The sequence below is a fragment of the Xanthomonas euroxanthea genome (assembly GCF_900476395.1).
Lineage (GTDB): Bacteria > Pseudomonadota > Gammaproteobacteria > Xanthomonadales > Xanthomonadaceae > Xanthomonas > Xanthomonas euroxanthea.
Map to the genome: position 1 here is coordinate 527,957 of NZ_UIHB01000005.1, position 23,026 is coordinate 550,982.

Genomic DNA, 23,026 nt, shown 5'->3' on the forward strand with positions numbered 1-23,026 from the left:
CGATCATGCGCGCCACCCTGACCATCGCCCTGAGCGGCCTGCTCTCCATGCCGGCATACGCCGCCACGCTCGACATCAACGTCGAGATCCCCAAGCTCAACGTCGCCGAGTACCACCGCCCCTATGTGGCGATCTGGCTGGAAGGTGCGGACCAGAAGGTCGCCGCCAACCTGGCGGTCTGGTATCAATCCAAGGACACCGCCGAAGGCCATGGCACCAAGTGGCTGCCGGACCTGCGCCAGTGGTGGCGCAAGAGCGGGCGCACCCTGGAGGTGCCGGTCGACGGCGTCACCGGTCCCACCCGTCCGGCCGGCGCGCATGCGCTGTCGTTCTCCGACACCAAGGGCGCATTGACGTCGCTGCCGGCCGGCCAGTACACGCTGGTGGTGGAAGCCGCGCGCGAGGTCGGCGGCCGCGAGCTGGTCAAGGTGCCTTTCACCTGGCCGGCTAAGACGCCGCAGAGCGCCAAGGCCAGCGGCAGCAGCGAACTGGGCGCCGTCAGCCTGGTCGCCAAACCGTGACACCTGGCGTCGGCCGGTGGCGCGGGCCGCTTGCGTCCCTGCCCCGCTGGCGCCCGCTGCAGCCGCTTCAGCAGATCGTCTCCCGCTTTTTTGTCCCACGCATCCAGCCAGCGCAGCGACGCGCGCTGATCAGACACGTGCCCACCGCCCTTATCGTCCTTCAAGGAGTTGTCATGCAACGTTCGCTCGTCCTGGTCGCCCTGCTCGCCGCACTGCCGGTCAGCGCACTCGCCCACAAGGCCTGGTTGCTGCCGTCGCAGACCGTCATCGCCGGCGAGGCCCCGTGGATCACCGTGGATGCGGCGGTCTCCAACGACCTGTTCTACTTCAATCACGTGCCGCTGCGCCTGGACAAGCTGAGCATCACCGCACCCGATGGCAGCGCGCTCACGCCGGAAAATCCGGCCACCGGCAAGTACCGCAGCGTGTTCGACCTGCAGCTCACCCAACCCGGCACCTACAAGCTGAGCATCGTCAACGCCGGCCTGTTCGCCAGCTGGAAGGAAGACGGCAAGCCCAAGCGCTGGCGCGGCGACGAAGCCCGCTTCGCCACCGAGGTGCCGAAGAACGCGCAGGACCTGCAGGTCTCGCAGTCCTTCAATCGCGTGGAAACCTTCGTCACCCGCGGCGCGCCGACCACCACCGTGTTCAAGCCCAGCGGCAAGGGCATCGAGCTGGTGCCGGTGACCCATCCCAACGATCTGGTCGCCGGCGAGGCGGCGCAGTTCACGCTGCAACTGGACGGCAAGCCGGCGGCCGGGCTGGAGATCGAGATCGTGCGCGGCGGTACCCGCTATCGCGATGCGCAGAACGAGATCAAGCTCACCACCGATGCCAAGGGCGGCTTCAGCGTGACCTGGCCGGAGGCCGGCATGTACTGGCTGGAAACCACCACCGAAGACACCAAGACCTCGCTGCCGCAGGCCAAGCAGCGCCGCCTGGGCTATGTCGCCACGCTGGAAGTGCTGCCGCAGTAATCTGCCGGCACGCGGCAGGAGCGCGCACAGCGTGCATCCTGCCGCGCCATCTTCATACGATCCGTCCATGCCCGTACCGTCTTCCTCCGACCACGCCATTGCCACGCTCGGCGGCCGCAGCATGGGCACCACCTGGAGCGTGAAGCTGGTGGCGCCGCGCGGACGCGATCTGCACCCCTTGCATGCGTGCATCCAGGCCGCACTGGACCGCGTGGTTGCGCAGATGAGTACCTGGGAAGCCGATTCGGATATCAGCCGTTACAACCGCGCACCGCCAGGCAGCTGGCACCGCCTGCCCGACGAATTCCACGCGGTGCTGAGCGCCGCACTCGAGATTGCACAGGCCAGCGATAGCGCCTTCGATCCCACCATCGGCCCGATGGTCGAGCTATGGGGTTTCGGCGCTGCCGGCGGGCGTCAGCGGGTGCCGACAGCGGAGGCGATCGCATTGGCCAGCCTGCGCTGCGGCTGGCAGCGCCTGCAGCTGGATGGCAGGCGCGTGCTGCAGCCGGGCGCAGCGGCACTTGATCTGTCCGGCATCGCCAAAGGGTTTGGTGTGGACTGCGTGCATCGTGCCTTGCTGCAGTCGGGGATCGACAGTGCCTTGATCGAGGTCGGCGGCGAATTGTTCGGCTACGGGCGCAAGCCCGATGGCAGCGTATGGCGCGTGCTGGTCGAATCGGCCCCCGACGAAGATGCCGGCACCGCGCTGCCGGCACGCGTGCTGGCACTGGAGGGGCTGGCAGTGGCCACCTCCGGCGATCGCTGGCACCGCTTCGATGCCGATGGCACGCGCTATACGCATACCTTCGACCCACGCAGCGGCACGCCCGTTCCGCATGCCCCCGCGGCGGTCACCGTACTGGCTCCCGATGCGATGCAGGCCGATGCCTGGGCCACCGCGATGACCGTGCTCGGCGTCGATGCCGGTCTTGCCCGTGCACGCAAGGCGGACCTGGCCGTGCGATTTCTGGTGCGCAAGGACGGCATTCTGCTCGAATCCATGAGCCCGGCGTTCGAACGCCACCTGTCCGCGTCATGAGCAGCGCCACCTCACGCGTATGGCTGGGCAATGGGCTGGTTCTGCTGGCGCTTGCCGGCGTCGTCGGCTGGCTGGGCGGCTTGCATGACGGCACATGGTGGAGTGCACCCACGCCGCAGCGCTGGCAACTGGCGGCTCTCGGCCTGGCGCTGTATCTGGGCCTGTGCACGGCCGTGCTGCTGCGTGCGCGCACGCGTGTTGGCGCACAACGCGCAGACGCCAGCGGCGTGTTGATCGTCTGGGCAAGCCAGACCGGATTTGCGCGCGAACTGGCGCAACGCAGCGTTGCCGCGCTGCAATCGGCAGGCGTCGGCGCGCATGCGCTGCCGATCGAGGCCGTCGATCGCGATCAACTCTTACGCGTGCCGCGGCTGTTGTGCATCGTCAGCACCACCGGCGAAGGCGATGCACCCGACCACGCGCAGTCGGCCGAGCGCAGTTGGGTTGCCGACGACGCGCAGGATCTGACTGCCGTGCAGTACGCGGTGCTGGCCCTGGGCGACCGTGGTTACGCGCACTTCTGCGCGTTCGGCCGGCGCCTCGACGATCGCCTGCAGGCGCGCGGCGCCACGCGCCTGTTCGAGCGCATCGAGGTCGATAACGCCGACCCGAACGCACTGCAGCACTGGCAACGCCGTCTGGCGGAACTGGCGCCCGCACTCGCGACGCAGTCGGACTGGAGCCTGCCGACCTACATCGCCTGGCAGCTACGCGAGCGCATCCACGTCAATCCCGGCAGCGCGGGCGCACCGATTTACCGGCTGCGCCTGGTGCCATGCGATGGCGCGTTGCCGCACTGGAGCGCAGGCGATATCGCGGAGATTGCACCGCGTAACACGCCGGACGCGGTGGAGTCCTGGCTGCAGCGCAACCAACGCGATGGCGCGCAGTACATCGACGGCCGCCCCCTGCGCGACTGGCTCGGCGGCGCGCAACTTCCCGTCGATGCCGATGCCGCTCTCGGTATCGATGTGGGTGCCGGTGCCAGTCCCGATGCAGAAGCAGAAGCCGGAGGCGAAAGTGGCCCAGGTGTGGGTACGAATACAGAGGCGGCTGCAGGCATAGCTACAAGGACAGGCCTGAGCTCAGCAATGGACGCAGAAGCAATGGTGCGCCGCCTGGCCGCCCTGCCCCATCGCGACTACTCGCTTGCCTCCATTCCCGAGGAAGGCCATGCCGAACTGCTGGTGCGCGAGCACCGGCACGCCGACGGCAGCCTGGGCCTGGGTAGCGGCTGGCTCTGCGTCCATGCACCGATCGGCGCAGCCATCGCGCTGCGCCTGCGCAGCAACCCCGGCTTCCACCCGCCCGCACCCGAGCAGCCGATGCTGCTGATCGGCAACGGCACCGGCATCGCCGGTCTGCGCGCGCATCTGCGTGCACGCATCGCGACCGGCGCGCGTCGTAACTGGCTGCTGTTCGGCGAACGCAATGCCGCGCACGACGCGCTGTACGCCGACGAGCTGCAGCAGTGGCAGCAGGATGGCTGGATCGAGCGCCTGGAGCTTGTCTACTCGCGCGATCAGCAACAGCCACCACATTACGTCCAACACGCACTGGCCGCCGCTGCCGACCGCTTGCGTCATTGGGTTGATCAAGGCGCCTGCATCTACGTCTGCGGCAGCCTGCGCGGCATGGCACCGGAGCTTGACCGGACCCTGGATGCCATTCTCGGTGCCGAGGTCAGACAGGAACTGCTACGCAACGGCCGCTATCGCCGCGACGTGTATTGAACCCTCGGGTGCAGCGCTGCCAACAGCGATCAACGCAGCGACGACCTGGCAGCCAGGCCAGCGCGCCCGTTGCTGCAATCCGCATCATCGATGCCTGCGGTGGCTGTGTGCTCACGGCATAAGTGAAACGCCCTAGACCGGACTCACCCGGATCGCCAGCAACTCGCCGCCACCATCGAGCACATAGCGGGTGCGCGTGGAGGCACTCAGCCATGCGGTATCGCCGGCAGCCAACGGTGGCAAACCGCTGTCGCGTCCAAAGCTGGCCTGGCCTGCGAGCAGATGGATCGCCCAGGCGCTGCCCGGATCGGCGAAAAACAGCATGGTGCCGACCAGCGGCCGATGCAGCAGTTGGGTCTGCAGCAGATCGCGCCGCCACATCAGATTGAAATCCTGGGTCGGTCCGTCGAGTAGCATCGCATGCACCCTTTCTTCGCCTGCGAATCGGACGCGCTGGTACGGCGGCAGCAATGTGCAGCTGCGATGATTGCCGCCAGCAGCACCGATGCCACCATCGCCTCCAGCATCATGGCCGCCACGCCCAGCGCCACCGCCCTCATTGTCGCTGCCGCTATCGTTTTTGCCGCCAGTGCCGCCGCCAGTCGCAGTAGGAGTAGCAGTACCAATGCCTGCACCTACACCTGCACTTATGTCGCAGCCAGCATCACCAAACTGCAGCCGCATGCCATTGCCATGCAACAGCACCAGCTCGCGATCGATGCCTGGGAATGCGGAAAACACCGCATCCTGTTCGATCTCGGCGATCGACAGGCGTAGCGCCCACGCGTCGGCATCGCCGAGGCACAGGATCTCGCGCGTCCAGCCCAATTGATTGCGCCACCGCTCGCGGCGGTAGTCAGTGGCCGGAATCACCCGGCTGCTCAGGTCTGTGGGCTGCATCGGTGCATTGTGCCTGAAGCGCTGCGGTGGTCCGTCTTCCCCCGGCTCGGCGCGCCAGCGTATCGACCGGGCTCCACGACAGATGCGGGCAATACCATCAGCCAATAATGCTGGGCACGTGCTGGCAACCAGCAATCACCTGCGAGATGCCGCTGAGCAGACAGAGGCCTGCAGTTGAAACGTATGCCCATAGGCTGACGATTGACCAGCGGAGTGGGCTTACCGCCAGGAGCAGAGCGCTACGAGTGGCCCACTGCATCACTCATTTCCGCCGCACCACCGGCGTCCCCGGAATGGCCACGCGCACCAGCCAATCCGCGCCGAGTCCCCAAAACGAAAAACGCCCGGCTGCACGTCCAAGTGCAACACCGGGCGATTCCACGTCCTTGTCGGCTTCCAGCCATCCCCCGGACATCCTGTCCAGTTAGGTTGCGGCCACGCATCCTCGCGTCGAACCGTATCTCGGATCCTTTCCCCTTAACGCCGTCCCACCGGTTTCACCGCCGCCCCCTTGGCAGCCTTCTTGGCGGGAGCCATCGTGGCTCCTACTTCGATCAGGTCGCGATTCCGTTCGACCGTCTTGAGTCCGATGCCCTTGACCAGTGCCAGTTCCTCGGCACTTTTGAAGGGACCGTTTGCCTGACGGTGCTCGACGATTGCCTCAGCTTTTGATCGCCCGACATTCGTCAGCACCTTGTCCAATTCCTCAGCAGACGCGGTGTTGATATCGACCTTGTCGAGTGCATACGCATTCGAGGACAACAGCAACGCCAGTAGCAGGGACTTCAGGACTACGGTAAATGACCTCATTGCAACGCTCCTTGTGGCTTGGGTGATGGTCCTAGCCAGCATTCCTGCCGGCGGAGCCAGTGTCCCGCGCCACATGCAGCAATCCTATCGCCAACGAACTTTTCACACAGCCGGTGAACTGCGCGCCGGCTTGTAGGGAAATACCTACCCCCAGGCACGGGCGTAGAATGTGCCGTTACGCCACGTATTCGGAGCCTCCATGGACAGCGCCAAGATCGACCAATTCATCAGCGACACCTGGGACCGCGAGATCGTCCCGCAATTGGTCGATTACATCCGCATTCCCAATAAATCGCCGATGTTCGACGCCGACTGGGTCGCGCACGGCTACATGGAGCAGGCCGTCACCCTGATGGAAACCTGGGCGCGCGCGCAGGCGATCGACGGCATGCAGGTCGAGGTGGTGCGCCTGGAAGGCCGCACGCCGCTGATCTTCATCGAGATTCCGGCCACCGGCACCGAATCGGGCGACGACACCGTGCTGCTGTACGGCCACCTGGACAAGCAGCCGGAAATGACCGGCTGGGATGCCGACCTCGGTCCGTGGGAGCCGGTGCTGCGCGACGACAAGCTGTACGGGCGCGGCGGCGCCGACGATGGCTATGCGATCTTCGGTTCGCTGGCGGCGGTGCTGGCGCTGCGTACCCAGGGCCTGCCGCATGCGCGCTGCGTGGTGCTGATCGAAGCCTGCGAGGAATCCGGCAGCTACGACCTGCCGGCCTATGTCGATCATCTGGCCGCACGCATCGGCAAGCCGTCGCTGGTGGTGTGCCTGGATTCGGGCTGCGGCAACTATGAGCAACTGTGGTGCACCACCTCGCTGCGCGGGCTGACCGGCGGCAACCTGAGCGTGAAGGTACTGGAGGAAGGCGTGCATTCGGGCGATGCCTCCGGCGTGGTGCCGTCCAGCTTCCGCCTGCTGCGCCAGTTGCTGTCGCGGATCGAGGACGAAGCCAGCGGCCGCATCCTGCTGGACGGACTGCACGTGGACGTGCCGGCCGAACGGCTGGCGCAGGCCAAGGCCGCGGCGGCGACGCTGGATACCGCCATCTTCGACAAGTTCCCGATGGTCGAGGGCCTGGTGCCGATGCATGACGACCTCACCGAGCTGGTGTTGAACCGCACCTGGCGCCCGGCGCTGTCGATCACCGGTGTGGACGGCATGCCGCCGCTGGCGTCGGCCGGCAACGTGCTGCGTCCGCAGACCGCAGTGAAGCTGTCGCTGCGGCTGCCGCCGACCGCCGACGGCAAGGCCTGCGGCGAACTGCTCAAGGAAGCGCTGCTGCGCGATCCGCCCAATGGCGCCCAGGTAACGCTGGAGCTGGAAAAGGCCTCGTCCGGCTGGAATGCGCCGGCGATGGCGCCGTGGCTGGAAAAGGCCATCGACGACGCCAGCCTGGCGTTCTTCGACAAGCCGGCGATGTACATGGGCGAAGGCGGCTCGATCCCGTTCATGGGCATGCTGGGCGAGAAGTTCCCCGGCGCGCAGTTCATGATCACCGGCGTGCTCGGCCCGCATTCCAATGCGCATGGGCCGAACGAGTTCCTGCACATCCCGATGGGCAAGCGGGTGACGGCCTGCGTGTCCAAGGTGATTGCCGAGCATCACGCCGCCTGCCTGCGCGGCGAGACCAGCGGCTCGCCGGTGGCGGCCGACAGCGGCACCCGTCATGGCGGGCATGGCTGCTGCTGATTGATGCCTGGGCCGCCCCGCGCATGTCGGGGCGGCCCAGCGCCTCGCCATGCGCTGCGGCGCGCGCATGGATGCAGCCCCAACGCCATGGCGACAGCCAGCGCGGCACACGTGGTCGCGGCGGCGGCGAATGCTAGTCTGCCGATCCCCCTCCCCTCAGTGCCTGCGATGAACACTCTCTTCGGTAGCGACAGCTGGCTTTACATCATTCTGGTCGGCTTCGTGGTCGGGCTGCTGGCCCGTTTCATCACCCCTGGCACGCAGCGCCTGGGCTGCCTGCTGACCATTGTGCTGGGCATCGCCGGTGCACTGGTCGCCAGCTGGTTCGGCCGCTACATGGGCTGGTACCACGCCGGCGAACCGGCCGGTTTCCTCGGTGCGTTGCTGGGTGCGATCGCGATCCTGGCACTGCTGCGGCTGTTCAGCGGCAGCAAGCGTTGATCGAACCTGCGTCGTTTTCGACCAGGCTGCGCCTCACTTCACGACACAGCATTCACCCATGACGTCATCGTTGACTCCAGATACCGCGCGCGCTGCGCTCCGCCTGCAATGGGCGCAGCGTGCGTTGAACGCCCCTGAGGTCACGCTGCAACGTGCCTCGGTCGATGCGGGATTCCGCAGTTACTGGCGTACCCAAGGATGCGGCGTGGACCGCATCCTGATGGATGCGCCACCTGCACTGGAAAATGTGGCGCCCTGGTTGCGCATGCACGCCCTGCTCGGCCAGCACGGCGTGCGGGTGCCGCAGGTGCTTGCACAGGATCTTGAAACCGGCTTCCTGCTGCTGGAAGACCTGGGCGTGCCGACCCTGGCGCAGGTACTGACCGACGCCAATGCCGACGCGTTGCTGGATGCTGCGATCACTCAGTTATTGCTGCTGCAGCGCATTCCGCCACCTGCCGACAGCGGCGAGTTCGGCGAGGCGCTGCTGCAACGCGATGCCGGCCTGTTCGAAGAATGGTTCCTCGGCCGCCACCTCGGCTTGCAGCTGGACTGCGGCCAGGCCGAGCAACTGCAGTTGGTGCAGCGCCGTTTGATGGACAACGCACTGGCGCAGCCGCGCGTGTTCACCCATCGCGATTTCATGCCGCGCAATCTGATGCCGGTCGGCGACGGGCCGGCGGTGCTGGATTTCCAGGATTGCGTGATCGGCCCGATCGCCTACGACCCGATCAGCCTGTTCAAGGACACCTCGGTGAGCTGGCCGCTGGCGCGCGTGGATGGCTGGCTGGAGCGCTACCACGCACGTGCGGCAGCGGCGGGGCTGCCGGTGCCGCCGCTGGCGCAATTCCTGCGCGATGCGGACTGGATGGGCGTGCAGCGGCACCTGAAGAATCTCGGCATCTTCTCGCGCCTGAGCCATCGCGACGGCAAGCATTGGTATCTGGATAACGTGCCGCGTTTCATCGCCTATCTGGACGAGGTGTTGCCGCGTCATCCCGACCTTGCGCCGCTGGTCGGCCTGCTGGAAAAGCTGGTCAAACCTGCCCTGGCGGCACGCTCCGCACAGGCCGGCGCATGAAGGCGCTGATCTTTGCGGCCGGGTTTGGCGAGCGCATGCGTCCATTGACCGAGCGCACGCCCAAGCCGCTGCTGTCGGTCGGCGGCACACCGCTGATCGTCTGGCATCTGCGCAAGCTGGCCGCACTGGGCGTGGACGAGGTGGTGATCAATACCTCGTGGCTGGCCGACCAATTTCCGCAGGTACTGGGCGATGGCAGCGCGTTCGGGCTGCGGCTGACGTATTCCTTCGAGGGCGCCACCCCGCTGGAAACCGGCGGCGGAATGCTGCATGCATTGCCGTTGCTGGGCGATGCGCCGTTCCTGCTGGTCAACGGCGATATCTGGACCGATTTCGATTTCGCGCGGCTGTCGGCCGCGCCGGCGGGCCTGGCGCAGTTGGTGCTGGTCGATCGCCCCGCCTATGCAGCGCGCGCAGACTTTGCGTTGGATGCCGATGGCAAGGTGCGCGCGGACCTGCCGGCGACGCTCACCTATTCCGGCATCGGCATGTATCGACCGGCACTGCTGCGCGACTGGCCATCGGTCATCGGCCAGCTGCCGGAGCCCAGCGGCGCGGCACCACGGTTTGCGCTGGCGCCAATCCTGCGCGCGCAGATGGCGGCAGGCCTGATCGATGGCATCCACCATGCCGGACGCTGGACCGATGTCGGCACGCCGCAGCGATTGGCAGAGCTGGATGCCCAATTGCTGCGCGACGGCGGCTGACCGCAACCAAGCGCTGCAACCGGCCAGCCGCGCATCGTGCGTTGCTCGAACTACGCACACCAACCATCCTGACGGGCCTTGCATCCAACCCGATGCGCGCCGCTCCTGCTGTTATCCATGCGCACCAACCCTCTCGACGGGTCCTTGCCCGCCACCGTCGCGGGACCCTGAGCGGCATGGATGCCGCGCCGGAGCCTACATGGACGTACTTGCGGCGTGTCCCGCGATGGTGGGCGGGCAAGGGCCTTGCAGCAAACTCGCAGCGCCGAGGGCGCGGCGCCCCCACCGCACCAGACAGTGCGCTGATTGTTTACTGGAAGCCCTGCACATCGCCCCTCTCGACGGGTCCTTGCCCGCTCACCGTCGCGGGACCCTGAGCGGCATGGATGCCGCGCCGGAGCCTACATGGACGTACTTGCGGCGTGTCCCGCGATGGTGGGCGGGCAAGGGCCTTGCAGCAAAGCTACAGACCATCCGCTCTGCAAACTCTGGGCCTCGTGCTTCAAGTGCCTGGACACTGCGGATGGATGTGCTGATAGGAAACGCAAAGCAGCCTGCACCTGAGTAGCAGTGAGCAACGTAATTCTGTAGGCCGCTCTAAGAGCCGCGATCCTCCAGCACCCGCCGCAGGAACGGCACGGTGATGCGGCGCTTGGCAGCCAGCGATTCGCGATCCAGCCGGTCCAGCAATGCCACCAGTCCGGCCAGTTCGCGTTCGCTATGGGTCAGCAGCCAGTCGATTGCTGCCTCGTCCAGCGCCAGCCCGCGCCGTTGCGCACGATCGCGCAACACGGCCGCGCGCCCGGCATCGTCGAGCACCGGCAGGCTGATGCGGATGCACTGCGACAGCCGCGAGCGCAGGTCCGGCAATACCAACGCCAGGCCATCGGGCGTCTGCCGCGCGGTGTACAGCAAGGTGGTGCCGGCAGCGCGCGCGCGGTTGTGGAAATCGAACAGCGCCACTTCGTCGTCGCGCTGCCCGGCAATGCTTTCCACACCGTCCAGTGCGACCAGGCTGCGCCCTTCCAGCGCCTCGAGCGCATCGCGCAACCGGCCAGTGGCCGCGTGCAGGGGCAGGTACGCCGGGGCACGCCCGGCCTGTTCGGCGGCCGCGCACAACGACAACGCCAGATGCGTCTTGCCGGTGCCGGCGGGGCCGGACAGATACAGCCAGTCGTTCACCTGCCCGGCCGCCAATGCCTGCAGCTGCGACAGCAGGCCATCAGGCGCGGCGATGTAACTATCGAATCGCTGATCGGGCGGCGCGCGCAACGCCAGTGGCAACTGCGGAACACTCACGAGCGATCCGTGTCCTTGCTTGGGTCGATGATCACGCTGCGCTCGGGCGTGGACTGCAGCACGATGCCGGCGCGCTCGCCCGCATACAGATCGCTGCGCGTGTATTGCTCATGCGCATAGCGCAGCAGCACATTGGCCACCGCCGCCACCGGCAGCGCCAGCAGCATGCCGAGAAAGCCGAACAACTGGCCGCCCGCCATCACCGCAAAGATCACCGCGACCGGGTGCAGGCCGATCTTGTCGCCGACGATGCGCGGCGTCAGCACATAGCTTTCCAGCAACTGGCCGACGGTGAACACCACGCCGACGCCGATCAGCAACTTCAGGTCGAAGCCCTGCGCCTGCACCACGGCCGCCAGCAGGGCGAGCACGATGCCGGTGGTGGCGCCCAGATACGGAATGAAGCTGATGAAGCCGGCGATGATGCCGATCAACAGGCCCAGATTGAGCCCGATGATGGACAGGCCGGCGGCGTAGATCGCCCCCAGCGCCAGCATCACCAGGAACTGGCCGCGGATGAAGCCGCCCAGCACGTCATTGGATTCAAGTGCGAGCCGGCTCACGGTACCGATGTAGGCACGCGGAATGACCGCGGCCACCCGCTCGACCAGGCGATCCCAGTCGCGCAGGAAGTAGAACGCCAGGATCGGCAGCAACGCCAGGTTGATCACCCAGGTCACCATCGCAAAGCCCGAACGCTGCACGTAGCCGAAGAAGGTCTTGGCGGCGCCGCCGGCCTGTTCCCAGTGACTGCGGATCCAGTCGATCAGGCGCTCCGGGTCCAGCCAGCCCATCAGTTCCACGCCGGTCTTGGCTTCCAGCCACGGAATGGCGGTACTGATCGCCCAGGTCCGCATCTGCGGCAGCGCGTCGATCAGGGTCATGATCTGGCGCTCGATCATCGGCACCAGAATCATCAGCGCCAGCACGAACAGCAGCAGGGCCAGCACGAACACCAACACCACCGCGATATTGCGCGAGCGGCCGGCGCGCTCGATGCGGTCCACCAGCGGATCGCCCAGCCAGGCCAGCAGCAACGCCAGCACGAACGGCGTCAGGATCGGCGACAGCAGCGAGACCACCCACAACACGCCGACAGTCACCGCCACCCATTTCAGGCGACGCAGAAACAGGGCGATTTCGGCTTCGGGAGTCAAGGTCATTTCAGGCGGTACTCGGCGTGCTCGTTTTCGAGAATGATCGGGCCCTCGGTCGGGACCGACACGGGTACCAACGGGCTGTTGTCGCCGAGCATACGGTTGAGGCCGGAAATGCCCGTGAGCAATTCCAGATCCACTTCCATGCGGTCGCCGTTGGCGCTGACCGGGCGGATGCTGCGCACCACCGACACGCCCTGCAGCGCGGCGGAGACGCGCAGATAGTCGTCGGCGCTGCCGATCCCGGTGATCACCGCGCGGTAGACACCGGGCACACCCGAATCCACGCGCTTGGCGTAACGCTTGACCAGGGCATCGGCCGCGCCATCGGCACCGGCGGCCATCGCACGACGCGCATCGCCGTCGCTGCTGGTCCAGCTGGACAGCACGTTGCCGTTGTCGACGAAGACCCAGTCGGCGGTCCAGCCGGCGTCATTGCGGTAGAGCTTGCCGATCAGCTGCATCGGCGGGCTGTACTTGGCCGATGCGCGCGCCACCGCGGCGGTGTCCTTGCGCCAGATCGCGCCGGCCAGCACCTGCTCGGCGGCGGCACCGCCGGGCAGGCCGAGCCGGTAGCCGCGCTCGATTGCCCGGTCCAGCACGCTGCGCGCGGCATTGGCCTGCGCCACGCCGACCAGGCGCGGGCCGCTCCCGTCGTCGATGGCCAGCCACAGCACCGGCTTGGGCCGCGGCAGCGGCCACACCGGCAGCCCCAGTGCGGCGATCAGGCCATCCACGTCCGACTGCCGGAAGCGCGCCACCAGCACGGTGCGGAAGGTCGGCGCACCGGTACGCGAGGTGCCCTGGTCCTGACGGTAGTCGTAGTTTTCGACATAGCCCGGCGCGCCGCGCAGTGCCTGCGGGACGCCTGGGCGGCTCATCACCCCGCGGTCGCCGGAGACCTTGCCCAGCACCGCGCCGAGCGCGCGCGCCAGCGCGCCGGGGCGATCGGACTCGCTCTGGCTGTTGACCGGCACTTCGGCCTCATAGGCGCTTTGCGCCTTGGCGACGTCGCCTTCGGTGCGTAGATCGGCCTGCGCAAAGGCTGGCGCGAGGGGCATGGCGACCACGAGGGCGAGAAAGAAAGCGAGACTGCGGCGCATCGACGGTTCCATGACGTAAGCGTATCCGGGTGAATTGTTGCCCGAATGGGACGCCAGCGCCAACGTGGCTGCTAAAATCGCCGCCTTTACAGCCGAGCCCTCCCCGCCCGTGACCAGCCCAACGCCTTCCAATCCCTCGCCCATGACCTACCGTGAGGCAGGTGTCGACATCGATGCCGGCAATGCGTTGGTCGAACGCATCAAGCCGCTGGTCAAGCGCAGCTTCCGGCCGGAGGTGATGGGCGGCCTGGGTGGTTTTGGCGCCTTGTTCGACCTGTCCGGCAAGTACCGGGAGCCGGTGCTGGTGTCCGGCACCGATGGCGTCGGCACCAAGCTCAAGCTGGCCCAGCAGCTGGGCCGGCACGACACCATCGGCATCGACCTGGTCGGCATGTGCGTCAACGACGTGCTGGTGCAGGGCGCCGAGCCGTTGTTCTTCCTGGATTATTTCGCCACCGGCAAGCTGGACGTGGAGACCGCCGCGGCGGTGGTCGGCGGCATCGCGCGCGGCTGCGAGCTGTCCGGCTGCGCCCTGATCGGCGGCGAAACCGCCGAGATGCCCGACATGTATCCGCCGGGCGAATACGACCTGGCCGGCTTCACCGTCGGGGCGGTGGAAAAATCGCAGCTGCTGGACGGCGCGCAGGTGCGCGCCGGCGACGTGCTGATCGGCATCGCCTCGTCCGGCCCGCATTCCAATGGCTACTCGCTGATCCGCAGGATCTACGAGCGTGCCGGCGCCCCGGCCGAGTTGGTGCTGGACGACGGCGTCAAGCTGATCGACGCGCTGATGGCGCCGACCGCGCTGTACGTCAAGCCGATCCTGGCGCTGCTCAAGTCGCATGGCGACAGCATCCACGCCATGGCCCACATCACCGGCGGCGGGCTGACCGAAAACATCATCCGGGTGATCCCCGACGGCCTGGGCCTGGACATCGACGCCTCCGCCTGGGCGCTGCCGCCGGTGTTCGCCTGGCTGCAGCGCGAAGGCGCGGTGGCCGATGCGGAAATGTGGCGCACCTTCAACTGCGGCATCGGCTTCGTGCTGGTCGCCGCACCCGAGCAGGCCGCCGCGCTGGAACAGGCACTGGAGGCGCAGTCGCTGGCGCACTGGCGCATCGGCCAGGTGGTGCCGGCGCAGGGCGATGAGCGCGTGCGGATCGGTTGACCGAGGAGACCTGCATGGACGCTGCCCCACACGCACTGCCGGCACCGGCCAGCGCTGACGATCTCCAGCACCTAAAACTGCTGTCGATCTTTCACTATGTGCTGGCCGCCATCACCGCCCTGTTTTCGCTCTTCCCGTTGATCCACCTGTTCATGGGCATTGCGATCGTCACCGGGCACCTGCCCATGACACAGGCCAGCACGGATGCACCACCGATGGATCCGCGATTGTTCGGCTGGTTCTTCGTGGTGTTCGCAGGTGTGTTCATTGTCTGCGGCCTGACGCTGGCAGCGTTCATGGCCTACGCCGGCCGCTGCATTGCCCAGCGCAGACGGCACCTGCTGTGCCTGATCGTGGCCGGCATTTCCTGCTCCTTCATGCCGTTCGGTACCGTCGTCGGCGTGTTTACGCTGGTGGTGCTGCTGCGCCCGCAGGTCAAGGCCTTGTTCGCTCCCCCCGCCCCTGCAGCGTGACGCGCACTGCCCCATGACATCAGCGAATCCCACCGCATGAGCCTGCGCCTGGCCGTGCTGGCCTCCGGCCGCGGCAGCAACCTGCAGGCCATCCTCGATGCCATCGACAGCGGCCGGCTGCCGGCCGAGGTCGTGGGCGTGTTTTCCGATCGCCCACAGGCGCCGGCCCTGCACAAGGTCGATGAGGCACTGCGCTGGAGCGCCAGGCCGCGCGACTTCGCCGACCGTGCCGCCTTCGACGCCGCGCTGGGCGATGCGATCGCCGCCGCGCGGCCGGACTGGGTGATCTGCGCCGGCTACATGCGCATCCTCGGCGAGCCGCTGGTGCGTCGCTTTGCCGGGCGCATGCTCAATATCCACCCCTCGCTGCTGCCCAAGTACCGCGGCCTGCACACCCATGCCCGCGCACTGGAAGCCGGCGACGCCGAACATGGCGCCAGCGTGCATCTGGTGGTGCCGGAACTGGATGCCGGCACGGTGATCGCGCAGGCGCGCGTACCGGTACTGCCCGACGACAGCGCCGAACAGCTGGCCGCGCGCGTGCTGGCGCGCGAACACCCGCTGCTGCTGGCCACGCTGGACCTGCTTGCCAGCGGGCGCGTGGACGTACGTGGCGATGGCGTCCACATCGACGGTCAGTGCCTGTTTACGCCATTGCGACTAGAGTCCGCTGACACCGCACTCGGCTGAATGCGGATACGCCCTCCTCATCCTGTCTCGGACATCCTGGCGGCCCCGTGCCTCGCTCTCAGCGCATGAAACCCCTCCCGATCGCCACCGCGCTGTTGACCGCCGTCCTGCTTGTTCCGGCCGGTGCCGGCCGTGCGCAACAGGCCGCTGCCGTGCCTGCGCCAGCTGCCGCCGCTCCGGTCGCGGCGCCGCCGACGGCGCCTGCATCTGCAGCCGCCCTGCCTGCCAGCAGCTGGACGCCGCCGCCACTGCAGCCCTTCGTGGCCACGTACCAGGCGTTCTACCGCGGCAAGGAAGCCGGCGATGCCACCATGCAGGTCAGCAACGGCGAAGGCAGCCAGTGGCGCATCGACATGTCGGTACGCGGCCGCAAGGGCTTTGCCAGCATTCTCGGTCTGAACCTGGAACAGAGCACGGTGTTCCGCGTCGATGGTGACACCTATGTGCCATTGAGCCAGAGCACCGTGCGCAAGGCGATGTTCTTCGGCAAGAAGGTCACCGGCGTCTACAACTGGCAGACCGCCAGCGCCCAGTGGGACGGCGATCTGAAGAAGGAGCGCCAGCAGCCGATTCCGCTGCAGCGCGGCGACCAGAGCGCGCTGTCGCTGAACCTGTCGCTGATGCGCGACGCGCAACCCGGACGCAGCCTGAGCTATCGCTACGTGGATGTCGGCCGGGTGCGCAAATACGACTACAAGGTCGCCGATGCCACCGAGGTGGTGCAGGTCGGCGACCTGAGCTACGACGCGTTGCGCGTGTACCGCGTCAACAGCGGCGACAACGAAACCATCCTCTGGATCGCCAACGGGGTTCCCACGCCGGTGCGCATCCTGCAACGTGACAAAGGTGAGGATCAGGTCGATCTACGCCTGGTCGAATATCAAGGAGCCTGACCCATGCACACCGTTTCCCGCACCTGTTCGCTGATCGCCGCTGCCGCACTGGCCGTAGCCAGCCTGCCCGCGTTCGCCATGCAGCCGTTCCAGGCCGATTATTCGGCCAACTACATGGGCATGCAGGCCAACGGCACCATGACCCTGGCCGCCGCCGGCGCCAACCAGTGGCGCTACACGCTCACCATCCAGAACCAGCTGGCCAACCTGACCCAGAGCACGGTGTTCGAAGAGAGCAACGGCCAGCTGCGCCCGGTCAGCAGCAACGACACCTCGTCGATGATGGTCAAGCGCCGCAACGTCACGGCCAACTACGACTGGAAGACCAGCCAGGCCACCTGGGGCGGCGACATCAAGCCGGACCGCCGGGGGCCGGTGAAGTTGCAGCCCGGCGACATGGATGCCCTGCTGATCAACCTGGCCATCACCCGCGACCTGGCCGCCGGCAAGCCGCTGAACTACCGCATGGTCGACGAAGGCCGCATCAAGCCGATGAGCTACAAGGTGGTCGGCAAGGAAACCATCACCGTCAACGGCAAGCAGGAACAGGCGACCAAGGTGTCGCGCGTGGACGGCGACAAGGAATTGATTGCCTGGGTAGTCAAGGACCTGCCGGTGCCGGCGCGCCTGCTGCAGAAGGAAAAGGGCCAGGACGCGCTGGACCTGACCATCAAGGCGTTGCGCTGAGCGCCAGGCGCGCCTGGTAGGAGCGTGCCCGCGCGCGACGGGGCGTTATCGGTCATGCGCCGTCGCGCGCAGGCACGCTCCTACCAGGTCGTGGGAGCTGCTCGGCAGCCGCCCTCCGACTGCAATAAAAAGCCCGGCTGAAAGCCGGGCTCTTCATTTCGATCAGGCGCGGTGCGGAATCTCCGCAGCAGGCAGAGACACGCTCACCCCTCAGGGCTTTGCCGCGGCCTTGTCGTCGCCGGTGCTGAACACCGTGCGGCAGTCCACGCGAATCTGCTGGTCATTCTTGCGCCAGTAGAACAGGTCGCAATGGCGCTTGCCTTCGACAGTCTTCTTCACCGCCACCGCATAGAACGACTGCGCGATCTCGTCGCGGCTGGCAGTACCGTCGTTGTTCCAGTCCATGTCCTTGAACTCGACGCCCTGGGTGATCGCCATGCCGACCGACCAGGCATAGGCCAGCCACGCCAGGATCAGCACGATCACGCCGAGCAGGATCTTGCGCCGGGTGGTGAACCGCCCGCGCAGGATCATGCGCTGCGCCGGATGGTCGCGCCCAGCGCCCCCAGCTTCTCCTCAATGTTTTCGTAGCCACGGTCCAGGTGGTAGATGCGGTCGATGCTGGTGTCGCCGTCGGCCACCAGGCCGGCCAGGATCAACGACGCCGAGGCGCGCAGGTCGGTCGCCATCACCGGCGCGCCGCTGAGGCGCTCGGCACCGCGCACGATCGCGGTGTGGCCTTCGACCTGGATGTCCGCGCCCAGGCGCAGCAGCTCGTTGACGTGCATGAAGCGGTTTTCGAAGATGGTTTCGTTAATCACGCCCACGCCATCGGCCACGCAGTTGAGCGCCATGAATTGCGCCTGCATGTCGGTGGGAAACGCCGGGTACGGCGCGGTGGTCAGGTTGACCGCGCGCGGGCGCTTGCCGTGCATGTCCAGCGTGATGCTGTCGGCGGTGGTGGTGATGGTCGCGCCGGCTTCGGTGAGCTTGTCCAGCACCGCGTCAAGGGTGTCCGGACGGGCACGCCGCACGGTGACGCTGCCGCCAGTCATCGCCGCGGCGACCAGGAAGGTGCCGGTCTCGATACGATCCGGCAGCACCGCATGGTGCCCGCCGCCCAGGCGCTCGACGCCCTGCACCACGATGCGCGGCGTGCCGGCGCCCTCGATCTGCGCACCGAGCGCGATCAGGCAGTCGGCCAGGTCGGTGACTTCCGGCTCCATCGCCGCGTTTTCCAGCACGGTGGTGCCGTCGGCCAGCACGGCCGCCATCAGCACGTTCTCGGTGCCGGTGACGCTGACCATGTCGAACACGTAGCGGCCACCCTTCAGGCGCCCATTGCTGGTGGCCTTGATGTAGCCGTTTTCCACGCTGATCTCCGCACCCAGCGCCTGCAGGCCCTTGATGTGCTGGTCGACCGGGCGTGAGCCGATCGCGCAGCCGCCGGGCAGCGACACTTCGGCAGTGCCGTAGCGCGCCAGCAGCGGGCCCAGCACCAGGATCGAGGCGCGCATGGTCTTGACCAGCTCATAGGGCGCGACCTGGTGGGTGACCGAGCGCGGGTCGACCAGGATCGAGCGCCCCTTGGCCAGCGTGCCTTCGTCGATGGTCACCTCGGCGCCCAGCTCGCTGAGCAGCTTCACCGTGGTGATCACGTCGTGCAGGTGCGGCACGTTGCTGATCTCCACCGGCGCATCGGCCAGCAGGGTCGCGCACAGGATCGGCAGCACCGCGTTCTTGGCGCCGGAAATATTGACTTCACCATGCAGCGCTTGGCCGCCGGTCACTACGATTTTTGCCATGGGAGCTTGGGGAATCCGAAAAGGGACGTCGGGGGAAATGTAAGGGGTCGCCAGGAGTCGGCCGGCACTTGGCAGTCGGGCGGGGGCGCAGCCCGATCGGCCAGGATCGACTGACGCTCAGCCTTCGTCGGGGGTCAGCGTCTTGAGCTGCAGCGCGTGGATCGCCCCGCCCATCAGCTCGCCCAGGGTCGCGTAGACCATGCGGTGGCGGGCCAGCGGCGCCTTGCCGGCGAATGCGGGGCTGATCACGGTCGCCTCGAAGTGCACGCCGTCGTCGCCGTGCACCTCGACGCGGGCTTCGGGCAAGCCGGATTCGATGAGTTTACGGATGGTTTCGGCGTCCACAGGGCGTTTCCTCATAAAATGAGCGCACATTCTACTCTTCACCCGAGTCCCGCATGGCCGTCTCGCACCTGCCCTCCGCCACCGTCAGCGACGCCAGCCTGGTCGCCAGCGGCCAGCGCGTGCTGGAGATCGAGCGCGAGGCGCTGGCCGGCGTGGGCGCGCGGATCGGCAGCGACTTCGCCGCGGCCTGCCGGCTGGTGCTGGCCTCGCGCGGGCGCGTGGTGGCCACCGGCATGGGCAAGTCCGGGCATATCGCGCGCAAGATCGCCGCCACCCTGGCCTCCACCGGCACGCCGGCGTTCTTTGTCCACCCGGGCGAGGCCGGGCACGGCGACCTGGGCATGATCACCGAGGCCGACATCGTGCTGGCGCTGTCCTATTCGGGCGAATCGGACGAGGTGCGCATGCTGCTGCCGGTGCTCAAGCGCCAGGGCAACCCGATCATTGCCATGACCGGGCGCCCGAGCTCGTCGCTGGCCCAGGCCGCCGACGTGCACCTGGATGTGAGCGTGTCCGCCGAAGCCTGCCCGCTGCATCTGGCGCCCACTTCCAGCACCACCGCCTCGCTGGCGATGGGTGACGCGCTGGCGGTGGCGCTGCTGGACGCGCGCGGCTTCACCGCCGACGACTTCGCGCGCTCGCATCCGGCCGGCAGCCTGGGCCGGCGCCTGCTGCTGCACATCACCGACGTGATGCACGCCGGTGATGACCTGCCGCGCGTGCGCGAGGACGCCAGCCTGAGCGAGGCGTTGATGGAAATGAGCCGCAAGCGCCTGGGCATGACCGCGGTGGTCGATGGCCAGGACCGCCTGATCGGCCTGTTCACCGACGGCGACCTGCGCCGCGCGCTGGACAGCGACATCGACGTGCGCAGCGCCGGCATTGCCCAGGTGATGACGCGCAACCCGCGCACCATCGGCGCCGACCAGCTGGCCGCCGAAGCCGCGCGGCTGATGGAGGATTACAAGATCAACGGTTTGATCGTGGTCGATGCGCAGCAGCGCGCGGTCGGCGCATTGAACATTCACGACCTGTTGCGCGCCAAAGTGGTTTAACAGGTTCAGTTTTCTACCGTTGGAACCCCGTTCTCACCGATCCGTGCCGATGCCCTATTCCCCTTTGCAGCACCTGCCCGCCGACATCACCGACCGCGCCGCGCGTATCCGCCTGGCCTGTTTCGACGTCGACGGCACCCTGACCGATGGCCGCCTGTACTACGACCATGCCGGCAACGAGAGCAAGTCCTTCAATGTGCTCGACGGCCAGGGGCTCAAGCAGCTCGACCATGCCGGCATCCATGTCGCGCTGATCACTGCGCGCGCCAGCCTGTCGGCGGAAAAGCGCGGCCAGGATCTGGGCCTGCACGTGCAGATCGGGGTCAAGAACAAGCGCCTGGCCGTGCTGGCCTTGTGCCAGGAGCACGGCCTGTCGCTGGACCAGGTGCTGTTCATGGGCGACGACCTGCCCGACCTGCCGGCCCTGCTGGCGGTCGGCCTGCCGGTCGCACCCGCCAACGCGCACCCGTGGATCGCCGAGCGCGTGCAGTGGCATACCCGGGCACGTGGCGGCGAAGGTGCCGCGCGCGAGGTCTGCGACGTGGTGCTGGCCGCACAAGGTCAGATCGAGGGCATCATCGAAAGGTTTTCCGCATGAGCTGGAACTGGCGCACCACCCTGGGCGTGGTGTTGTTGGCCGCTGCGGTGGTCTCCGGCTGGTCGGCCTGGCAGCAGCGCGCCCGGCCGGTTGCGGCGGCGGTGGACGATTCGCGCGCCGACTACGTGCTGCGCGATTTCGAACTGATTGCGCTGGACAAGGAAACCGGCAAGGAATCGATGACGCTGCGCGCGCCGGAGATGCATCGCAACCGCGCCGATCGCACCTCCGAGGTCACCACCCCGGTGTTCCTGTTGCCCGACAACACCAATCAACCGTGGACGCTGCGCTCCAAGACCGGCTGGATCAGCCCCAAGGGCGACGAGCTGCGCCTGCGCGGCGATGTCGAGGGCGACAGCCCCACCGGCGGCGCAACCCCGCCGACCACGTTCCGCACCCAGAGCCTGGACGTGTTCCCGCAGCAGAATCTCGCCAAGACCGCTGCCCCGGTGAGCATGAGCCGGCCGGGTATCATGCAGAGCGGGGTCGGCTTCGAGGCCGATCTCAAATCACGCCAGTACAAGCTCCTTTCCCAGGTCAAGACCCGTTATGAACCGAATGCTGCCCGCTAAGCTGGCGTTTGCCGCGCTGCTGCTGCCTGCCCTTGCGATGGCCAAGACCAGCGACCGCAATCAGCCGATGGCGATCGACTCCAATGCCAACGACTGCAACATGCTCGACGACAGCGGCAAGTGCCGCTTCAGCGGCAATGTGGTGATCACCCAGGGCACGCTGGAAATCCACGCCGACACCGCCGACATCTTCCAGAAGAATGGTCAGACCGACCGCGTCGTGCTGACCGGCAAGCAAGCCACGCTCAAGCAGCAGATGGACGACGGCGCGATGATGAACGGCCAGGCCGACAATATCGAGTACCAGGTCGCCAACGAAGTCATCGTGCTGACCGGCAACTACAAGGTCGACTCGCCCAAGGGCACCAATGCCGGCCAGCGCATGGTCTACAACACCAAGACCGGCAACATGCAGAGCGGCGGCGACGGCAGCCGCGTGCGCACCATCATCCAGCCGAAGACCGCGGCGCCGGCGGCCGCAACGCCGGCCGCCAAGCCCGCGGCCAAGCCGCAGGGGAAGAAGTAATGCTGGTCGCCACCGGTCTGCGCAAGAAGTACAAGCAGCGCGAAGTGGTCAAGGAATTCGGCCTCACGCTCGAGGCCGGCGAAGTGGTCGGCCTGCTCGGCCCCAACGGCGCCGGCAAGACCACCTGCTTCTACATGATCGTCGGCCTGGTCGAGGCCGATGCCGGGCGGATCGAGCTGGACGGCCGCGACCTCACCGCCGAGCCGATGTATGCCCGCGCCAAGCTTGGCGTCGGCTATCTGCCGCAGGAGCCCTCGATCTTCCGCAAGCTCACCGTGGCCGACAACATCCGCCTGGTGCTGGAACTGCGCGAAGAGCTGGATGGCGCCGGCCGCGAGAAGGAACTGGTCTCGCTGCTGGAAGAACTGCAGATCACCCACGTGGCCGACCAGCTGGGCGCCAGCCTGTCCGGCGGCGAGCGGCGGCGGTGCGAGATCGCGCGCGCGCTGGCGGCCAAGCCGCGCATGATGCTGCTCGACGAACCCTTCGCCGGCGTCGACCCGATTTCGGTCGGCGAGATCCAGCGCATCATCATCCACCTCAAGGAACGTGGCATCGGCGTGCTGATCACCGATCACAACGTGCGCGAAACCTTGGGAATCTGCGATCGCGCGTATATTCTCGCCGAGGGGGGCGTACTGGCGCAGGGGGCACCAGATGCGCTGCTAGCCAATCCCGACGTCCGTCGCGTGTATCTGGGGGAAACTTTCCGCCTTTGAGCGCGTCGCCGCGCCATCGATTTTCCCAGTC

The 23,026-nt window shown here is 67.1% G+C and carries 26 protein-coding genes; 18 read left to right on the forward strand and 8 right to left on the reverse strand.

Going from position 1 to position 23,026, the window contains the following annotated elements:
- Window positions 1-5: 5 nt before the first annotated feature.
- From CPBF1521_RS16485 to CPBF1521_RS16500, 4 genes are all read left to right on the forward strand, one after another.
- Entirely contained in the window at window positions 6-521 is a 516-nt protein-coding gene (locus CPBF1521_RS16485; RefSeq protein ID WP_115677647.1) for a DUF2271 domain-containing protein, read from the forward strand.
- A 173-nt stretch (window positions 522-694) separates the two neighbouring features.
- On the forward strand, window positions 695-1,498 hold the full coding sequence (locus CPBF1521_RS16490; protein ID WP_104648140.1) for a DUF4198 domain-containing protein: 804 nt from the start codon (window positions 695-697) through the stop codon (window positions 1,496-1,498).
- A gap of 67 nt (window positions 1,499-1,565) precedes the next feature.
- Complete coding sequence (locus tag CPBF1521_RS16495) at window positions 1,566-2,540, forward strand: FAD:protein FMN transferase (RefSeq protein WP_181901263.1); 975 nt, start codon at window positions 1,566-1,568, stop codon at window positions 2,538-2,540.
- Window positions 2,537-4,273: a flavodoxin domain-containing protein gene (locus CPBF1521_RS16500; RefSeq protein ID WP_115677648.1), complete on the forward strand. Its 1,737-nt coding sequence runs from the start codon at window positions 2,537-2,539 to the stop codon at window positions 4,271-4,273. Before CPBF1521_RS16495 ends, CPBF1521_RS16500 begins: the two co-directional genes overlap by 4 nt.
- A gap of 132 nt (window positions 4,274-4,405) precedes the next feature.
- Here the strand turns inward: CPBF1521_RS16500 and CPBF1521_RS16505 are convergent, their stop codons facing one another.
- Window positions 4,406-5,173 (reverse strand): HutD/Ves family protein, encoded by a 768-nt coding sequence (locus tag CPBF1521_RS16505; RefSeq protein ID WP_115677649.1) that lies wholly within the window; start codon window positions 5,171-5,173, stop codon window positions 4,406-4,408.
- Between the two features lie 477 nt (window positions 5,174-5,650).
- Window positions 5,651-6,025, reverse strand: a complete 375-nt coding sequence (locus CPBF1521_RS16510; protein ID WP_321186573.1) for a ComEA family DNA-binding protein — start codon at window positions 6,023-6,025, stop codon at window positions 5,651-5,653.
- Window positions 6,026-6,182: 157 nt separating this feature from the next.
- On the opposite strand from CPBF1521_RS16510, the gene CPBF1521_RS16515 reads away from it, so the two are divergent.
- The 4 genes from CPBF1521_RS16515 (at window position 6,183) to murU (ending at window position 9,905) form a co-directional block, all read left to right on the forward strand.
- Window positions 6,183-7,676, forward strand: a complete 1,494-nt coding sequence (locus tag CPBF1521_RS16515; RefSeq protein WP_115677650.1) for a M20 family metallopeptidase — start codon at window positions 6,183-6,185, stop codon at window positions 7,674-7,676.
- 168 nt (window positions 7,677-7,844) lie between these two features.
- Window positions 7,845-8,117 carry a GlsB/YeaQ/YmgE family stress response membrane protein gene (locus tag CPBF1521_RS16520; protein WP_104583065.1) on the forward strand — a complete coding sequence of 91 codons (273 nt, stop codon included), beginning with the start codon at window positions 7,845-7,847 and terminating at the stop codon, window positions 8,115-8,117.
- A 58-nt stretch (window positions 8,118-8,175) separates the two neighbouring features.
- Window positions 8,176-9,198: an aminoglycoside phosphotransferase family protein gene (locus CPBF1521_RS16525; protein WP_115677651.1), complete on the forward strand. Its 1,023-nt coding sequence runs from the start codon at window positions 8,176-8,178 to the stop codon at window positions 9,196-9,198.
- The gene (gene murU, locus CPBF1521_RS16530; RefSeq protein WP_104583063.1) at window positions 9,195-9,905 is read left to right on the forward strand and encodes an N-acetylmuramate alpha-1-phosphate uridylyltransferase MurU; all 711 of its coding nucleotides are present in this window, start codon (window positions 9,195-9,197) and stop codon (window positions 9,903-9,905) included. The genes CPBF1521_RS16525 and murU overlap by 4 nt, the downstream gene beginning before the upstream one ends.
- Before the next feature lie 597 nt (window positions 9,906-10,502).
- Here murU and hda read toward each other — a convergent pair.
- Genes hda through CPBF1521_RS16550 form a run of 3 tightly spaced genes read right to left on the reverse strand, consistent with a single transcriptional unit; the run spans window position 10,503 to window position 13,476 of the window.
- Entirely contained in the window at window positions 10,503-11,204 is a 702-nt protein-coding gene (gene hda, locus CPBF1521_RS16540; protein ID WP_115677653.1) for a DnaA regulatory inactivator Hda, read from the reverse strand.
- A complete protein-coding gene (locus CPBF1521_RS16545) occupies window positions 11,201-12,367 on the reverse strand; it encodes an AI-2E family transporter (RefSeq protein ID WP_104583061.1) in 1,167 nt (388 codons plus the stop codon). The genes hda and CPBF1521_RS16545 overlap by 4 nt, the downstream gene beginning before the upstream one ends.
- Window positions 12,364-13,476: a DUF2066 domain-containing protein gene (locus CPBF1521_RS16550; protein WP_166767501.1), complete on the reverse strand. Its 1,113-nt coding sequence runs from the start codon at window positions 13,474-13,476 to the stop codon at window positions 12,364-12,366. Before CPBF1521_RS16550 ends, CPBF1521_RS16545 begins: the two co-directional genes overlap by 4 nt.
- A 22-nt stretch (window positions 13,477-13,498) precedes the next feature.
- Between CPBF1521_RS16550 and purM the strand changes: the two genes are divergently transcribed.
- From purM to CPBF1521_RS16575, 5 genes are all read left to right on the forward strand, one after another.
- The gene (purM, locus tag CPBF1521_RS16555; protein WP_180496706.1) at window positions 13,499-14,632 is read left to right on the forward strand and encodes a phosphoribosylformylglycinamidine cyclo-ligase; all 1,134 of its coding nucleotides are present in this window, start codon (window positions 13,499-13,501) and stop codon (window positions 14,630-14,632) included.
- Between the two features lie 14 nt (window positions 14,633-14,646).
- Entirely contained in the window at window positions 14,647-15,105 is a 459-nt protein-coding gene (locus CPBF1521_RS16560; protein WP_115677758.1) for a hypothetical protein, read from the forward strand.
- Window positions 15,106-15,141: 36 nt separating this feature from the next.
- Window positions 15,142-15,795: a phosphoribosylglycinamide formyltransferase gene (gene purN, locus CPBF1521_RS16565; RefSeq protein WP_115677655.1), complete on the forward strand. Its 654-nt coding sequence runs from the start codon at window positions 15,142-15,144 to the stop codon at window positions 15,793-15,795.
- Window positions 15,796-15,860: 65 nt separating this feature from the next.
- On the forward strand, window positions 15,861-16,688 hold the full coding sequence (locus tag CPBF1521_RS16570; protein ID WP_104648155.1) for a DUF3108 domain-containing protein: 828 nt from the start codon (window positions 15,861-15,863) through the stop codon (window positions 16,686-16,688).
- 3 nt (window positions 16,689-16,691) lie between these two features.
- Entirely contained in the window at window positions 16,692-17,375 is a 684-nt protein-coding gene (locus CPBF1521_RS16575) for a DUF3108 domain-containing protein (RefSeq protein ID WP_115677656.1), read from the forward strand.
- A gap of 210 nt (window positions 17,376-17,585) precedes the next feature.
- Here the strand turns inward: CPBF1521_RS16575 and CPBF1521_RS16580 are convergent, their stop codons facing one another.
- The 3 genes from CPBF1521_RS16580 to CPBF1521_RS16590 all read right to left on the reverse strand — a co-directional run bounded on the left by CPBF1521_RS16580 (window position 17,586) and on the right by CPBF1521_RS16590 (window position 19,525).
- Window positions 17,586-17,909, reverse strand: a complete 324-nt coding sequence (locus CPBF1521_RS16580; protein WP_104583055.1) for a hypothetical protein — start codon at window positions 17,907-17,909, stop codon at window positions 17,586-17,588.
- The gene (gene murA, locus CPBF1521_RS16585) at window positions 17,906-19,180 is read right to left on the reverse strand and encodes a UDP-N-acetylglucosamine 1-carboxyvinyltransferase (RefSeq protein ID WP_104583054.1); all 1,275 of its coding nucleotides are present in this window, start codon (window positions 19,178-19,180) and stop codon (window positions 17,906-17,908) included. Before murA ends, CPBF1521_RS16580 begins: the two co-directional genes overlap by 4 nt.
- 117 nt (window positions 19,181-19,297) lie before the next feature.
- Complete coding sequence (locus CPBF1521_RS16590; protein ID WP_104543115.1) at window positions 19,298-19,525, reverse strand: BolA family protein; 228 nt, start codon at window positions 19,523-19,525, stop codon at window positions 19,298-19,300.
- Between the two features lie 53 nt (window positions 19,526-19,578).
- Between CPBF1521_RS16590 and CPBF1521_RS16595 the strand changes: the two genes are divergently transcribed.
- Genes CPBF1521_RS16595 through lptB form a run of 5 tightly spaced genes read left to right on the forward strand, consistent with a single transcriptional unit; the run spans window position 19,579 to window position 22,995 of the window.
- On the forward strand, window positions 19,579-20,580 hold the full coding sequence (locus CPBF1521_RS16595; RefSeq protein ID WP_104648157.1) for a KpsF/GutQ family sugar-phosphate isomerase: 1,002 nt from the start codon (window positions 19,579-19,581) through the stop codon (window positions 20,578-20,580).
- A 49-nt stretch (window positions 20,581-20,629) separates the two neighbouring features.
- Complete coding sequence (locus CPBF1521_RS16600) at window positions 20,630-21,178, forward strand: KdsC family phosphatase (RefSeq protein ID WP_104583052.1); 549 nt, start codon at window positions 20,630-20,632, stop codon at window positions 21,176-21,178.
- Window positions 21,175-21,750, forward strand: a complete 576-nt coding sequence (gene lptC, locus CPBF1521_RS16605) for an LPS export ABC transporter periplasmic protein LptC (RefSeq protein WP_104583051.1) — start codon at window positions 21,175-21,177, stop codon at window positions 21,748-21,750. The genes CPBF1521_RS16600 and lptC overlap by 4 nt, the downstream gene beginning before the upstream one ends.
- Window positions 21,728-22,276, forward strand: a complete 549-nt coding sequence (lptA, locus tag CPBF1521_RS16610; protein WP_104583050.1) for a lipopolysaccharide transport periplasmic protein LptA — start codon at window positions 21,728-21,730, stop codon at window positions 22,274-22,276. Before lptC ends, lptA begins: the two co-directional genes overlap by 23 nt.
- A complete protein-coding gene (gene lptB / locus CPBF1521_RS16615; RefSeq protein ID WP_016904606.1) occupies window positions 22,276-22,995 on the forward strand; it encodes an LPS export ABC transporter ATP-binding protein in 720 nt (239 codons plus the stop codon). Before lptA ends, lptB begins: the two co-directional genes overlap by 1 nt.
- Window positions 22,996-23,026 lie beyond the last annotated feature (31 nt).

Coding starts and splice junctions, on each gene's coding strand:
- CPBF1521_RS16485 (WP_115677647.1), top strand. CDS start 6: ATGCGCGCCACCCTGACCATCGCCCTGAGCGGCCTGCTCTCCATGCCG.
- CPBF1521_RS16490 (WP_104648140.1), top strand. CDS start 695: ATGCAACGTTCGCTCGTCCTGGTCGCCCTGCTCGCCGCACTGCCGGTC.
- CPBF1521_RS16495 (WP_181901263.1), top strand. CDS start 1,566: ATGCCCGTACCGTCTTCCTCCGACCACGCCATTGCCACGCTCGGCGGC.
- CPBF1521_RS16500 (WP_115677648.1), top strand. CDS start 2,537: ATGAGCAGCGCCACCTCACGCGTATGGCTGGGCAATGGGCTGGTTCTG.
- CPBF1521_RS16505 (WP_115677649.1), bottom strand. CDS start 5,173: ATGCAGCCCACAGACCTGAGCAGCCGGGTGATTCCGGCCACTGACTAC.
- CPBF1521_RS16510 (WP_321186573.1), bottom strand. CDS start 6,025: ATGCTGGCTAGGACCATCACCCAAGCCACAAGGAGCGTTGCAATGAGG.
- CPBF1521_RS16515 (WP_115677650.1), top strand. CDS start 6,183: ATGGACAGCGCCAAGATCGACCAATTCATCAGCGACACCTGGGACCGC.
- CPBF1521_RS16520 (WP_104583065.1), top strand. CDS start 7,845: ATGAACACTCTCTTCGGTAGCGACAGCTGGCTTTACATCATTCTGGTC.
- CPBF1521_RS16525 (WP_115677651.1), top strand. CDS start 8,176: ATGACGTCATCGTTGACTCCAGATACCGCGCGCGCTGCGCTCCGCCTG.
- murU (WP_104583063.1), top strand. CDS start 9,195: ATGAAGGCGCTGATCTTTGCGGCCGGGTTTGGCGAGCGCATGCGTCCA.
- CPBF1521_RS16545 (WP_104583061.1), bottom strand. CDS start 12,367: ATGACCTTGACTCCCGAAGCCGAAATCGCCCTGTTTCTGCGTCGCCTG.
- CPBF1521_RS16550 (WP_166767501.1), bottom strand. CDS start 13,476: ATGGAACCGTCGATGCGCCGCAGTCTCGCTTTCTTTCTCGCCCTCGTG.
- CPBF1521_RS16560 (WP_115677758.1), top strand. CDS start 14,647: ATGGACGCTGCCCCACACGCACTGCCGGCACCGGCCAGCGCTGACGAT.
- purN (WP_115677655.1), top strand. CDS start 15,142: ATGAGCCTGCGCCTGGCCGTGCTGGCCTCCGGCCGCGGCAGCAACCTG.
- CPBF1521_RS16570 (WP_104648155.1), top strand. CDS start 15,861: ATGAAACCCCTCCCGATCGCCACCGCGCTGTTGACCGCCGTCCTGCTT.
- CPBF1521_RS16575 (WP_115677656.1), top strand. CDS start 16,692: ATGCACACCGTTTCCCGCACCTGTTCGCTGATCGCCGCTGCCGCACTG.
- CPBF1521_RS16580 (WP_104583055.1), bottom strand. CDS start 17,909: ATGATCCTGCGCGGGCGGTTCACCACCCGGCGCAAGATCCTGCTCGGC.
- murA (WP_104583054.1), bottom strand. CDS start 19,180: ATGGCAAAAATCGTAGTGACCGGCGGCCAAGCGCTGCATGGTGAAGTC.
- CPBF1521_RS16595 (WP_104648157.1), top strand. CDS start 19,579: ATGGCCGTCTCGCACCTGCCCTCCGCCACCGTCAGCGACGCCAGCCTG.
- CPBF1521_RS16600 (WP_104583052.1), top strand. CDS start 20,630: ATGCCCTATTCCCCTTTGCAGCACCTGCCCGCCGACATCACCGACCGC.
- lptC (WP_104583051.1), top strand. CDS start 21,175: ATGAGCTGGAACTGGCGCACCACCCTGGGCGTGGTGTTGTTGGCCGCT.
- lptA (WP_104583050.1), top strand. CDS start 21,728: ATGAACCGAATGCTGCCCGCTAAGCTGGCGTTTGCCGCGCTGCTGCTG.
- lptB (WP_016904606.1), top strand. CDS start 22,276: ATGCTGGTCGCCACCGGTCTGCGCAAGAAGTACAAGCAGCGCGAAGTG.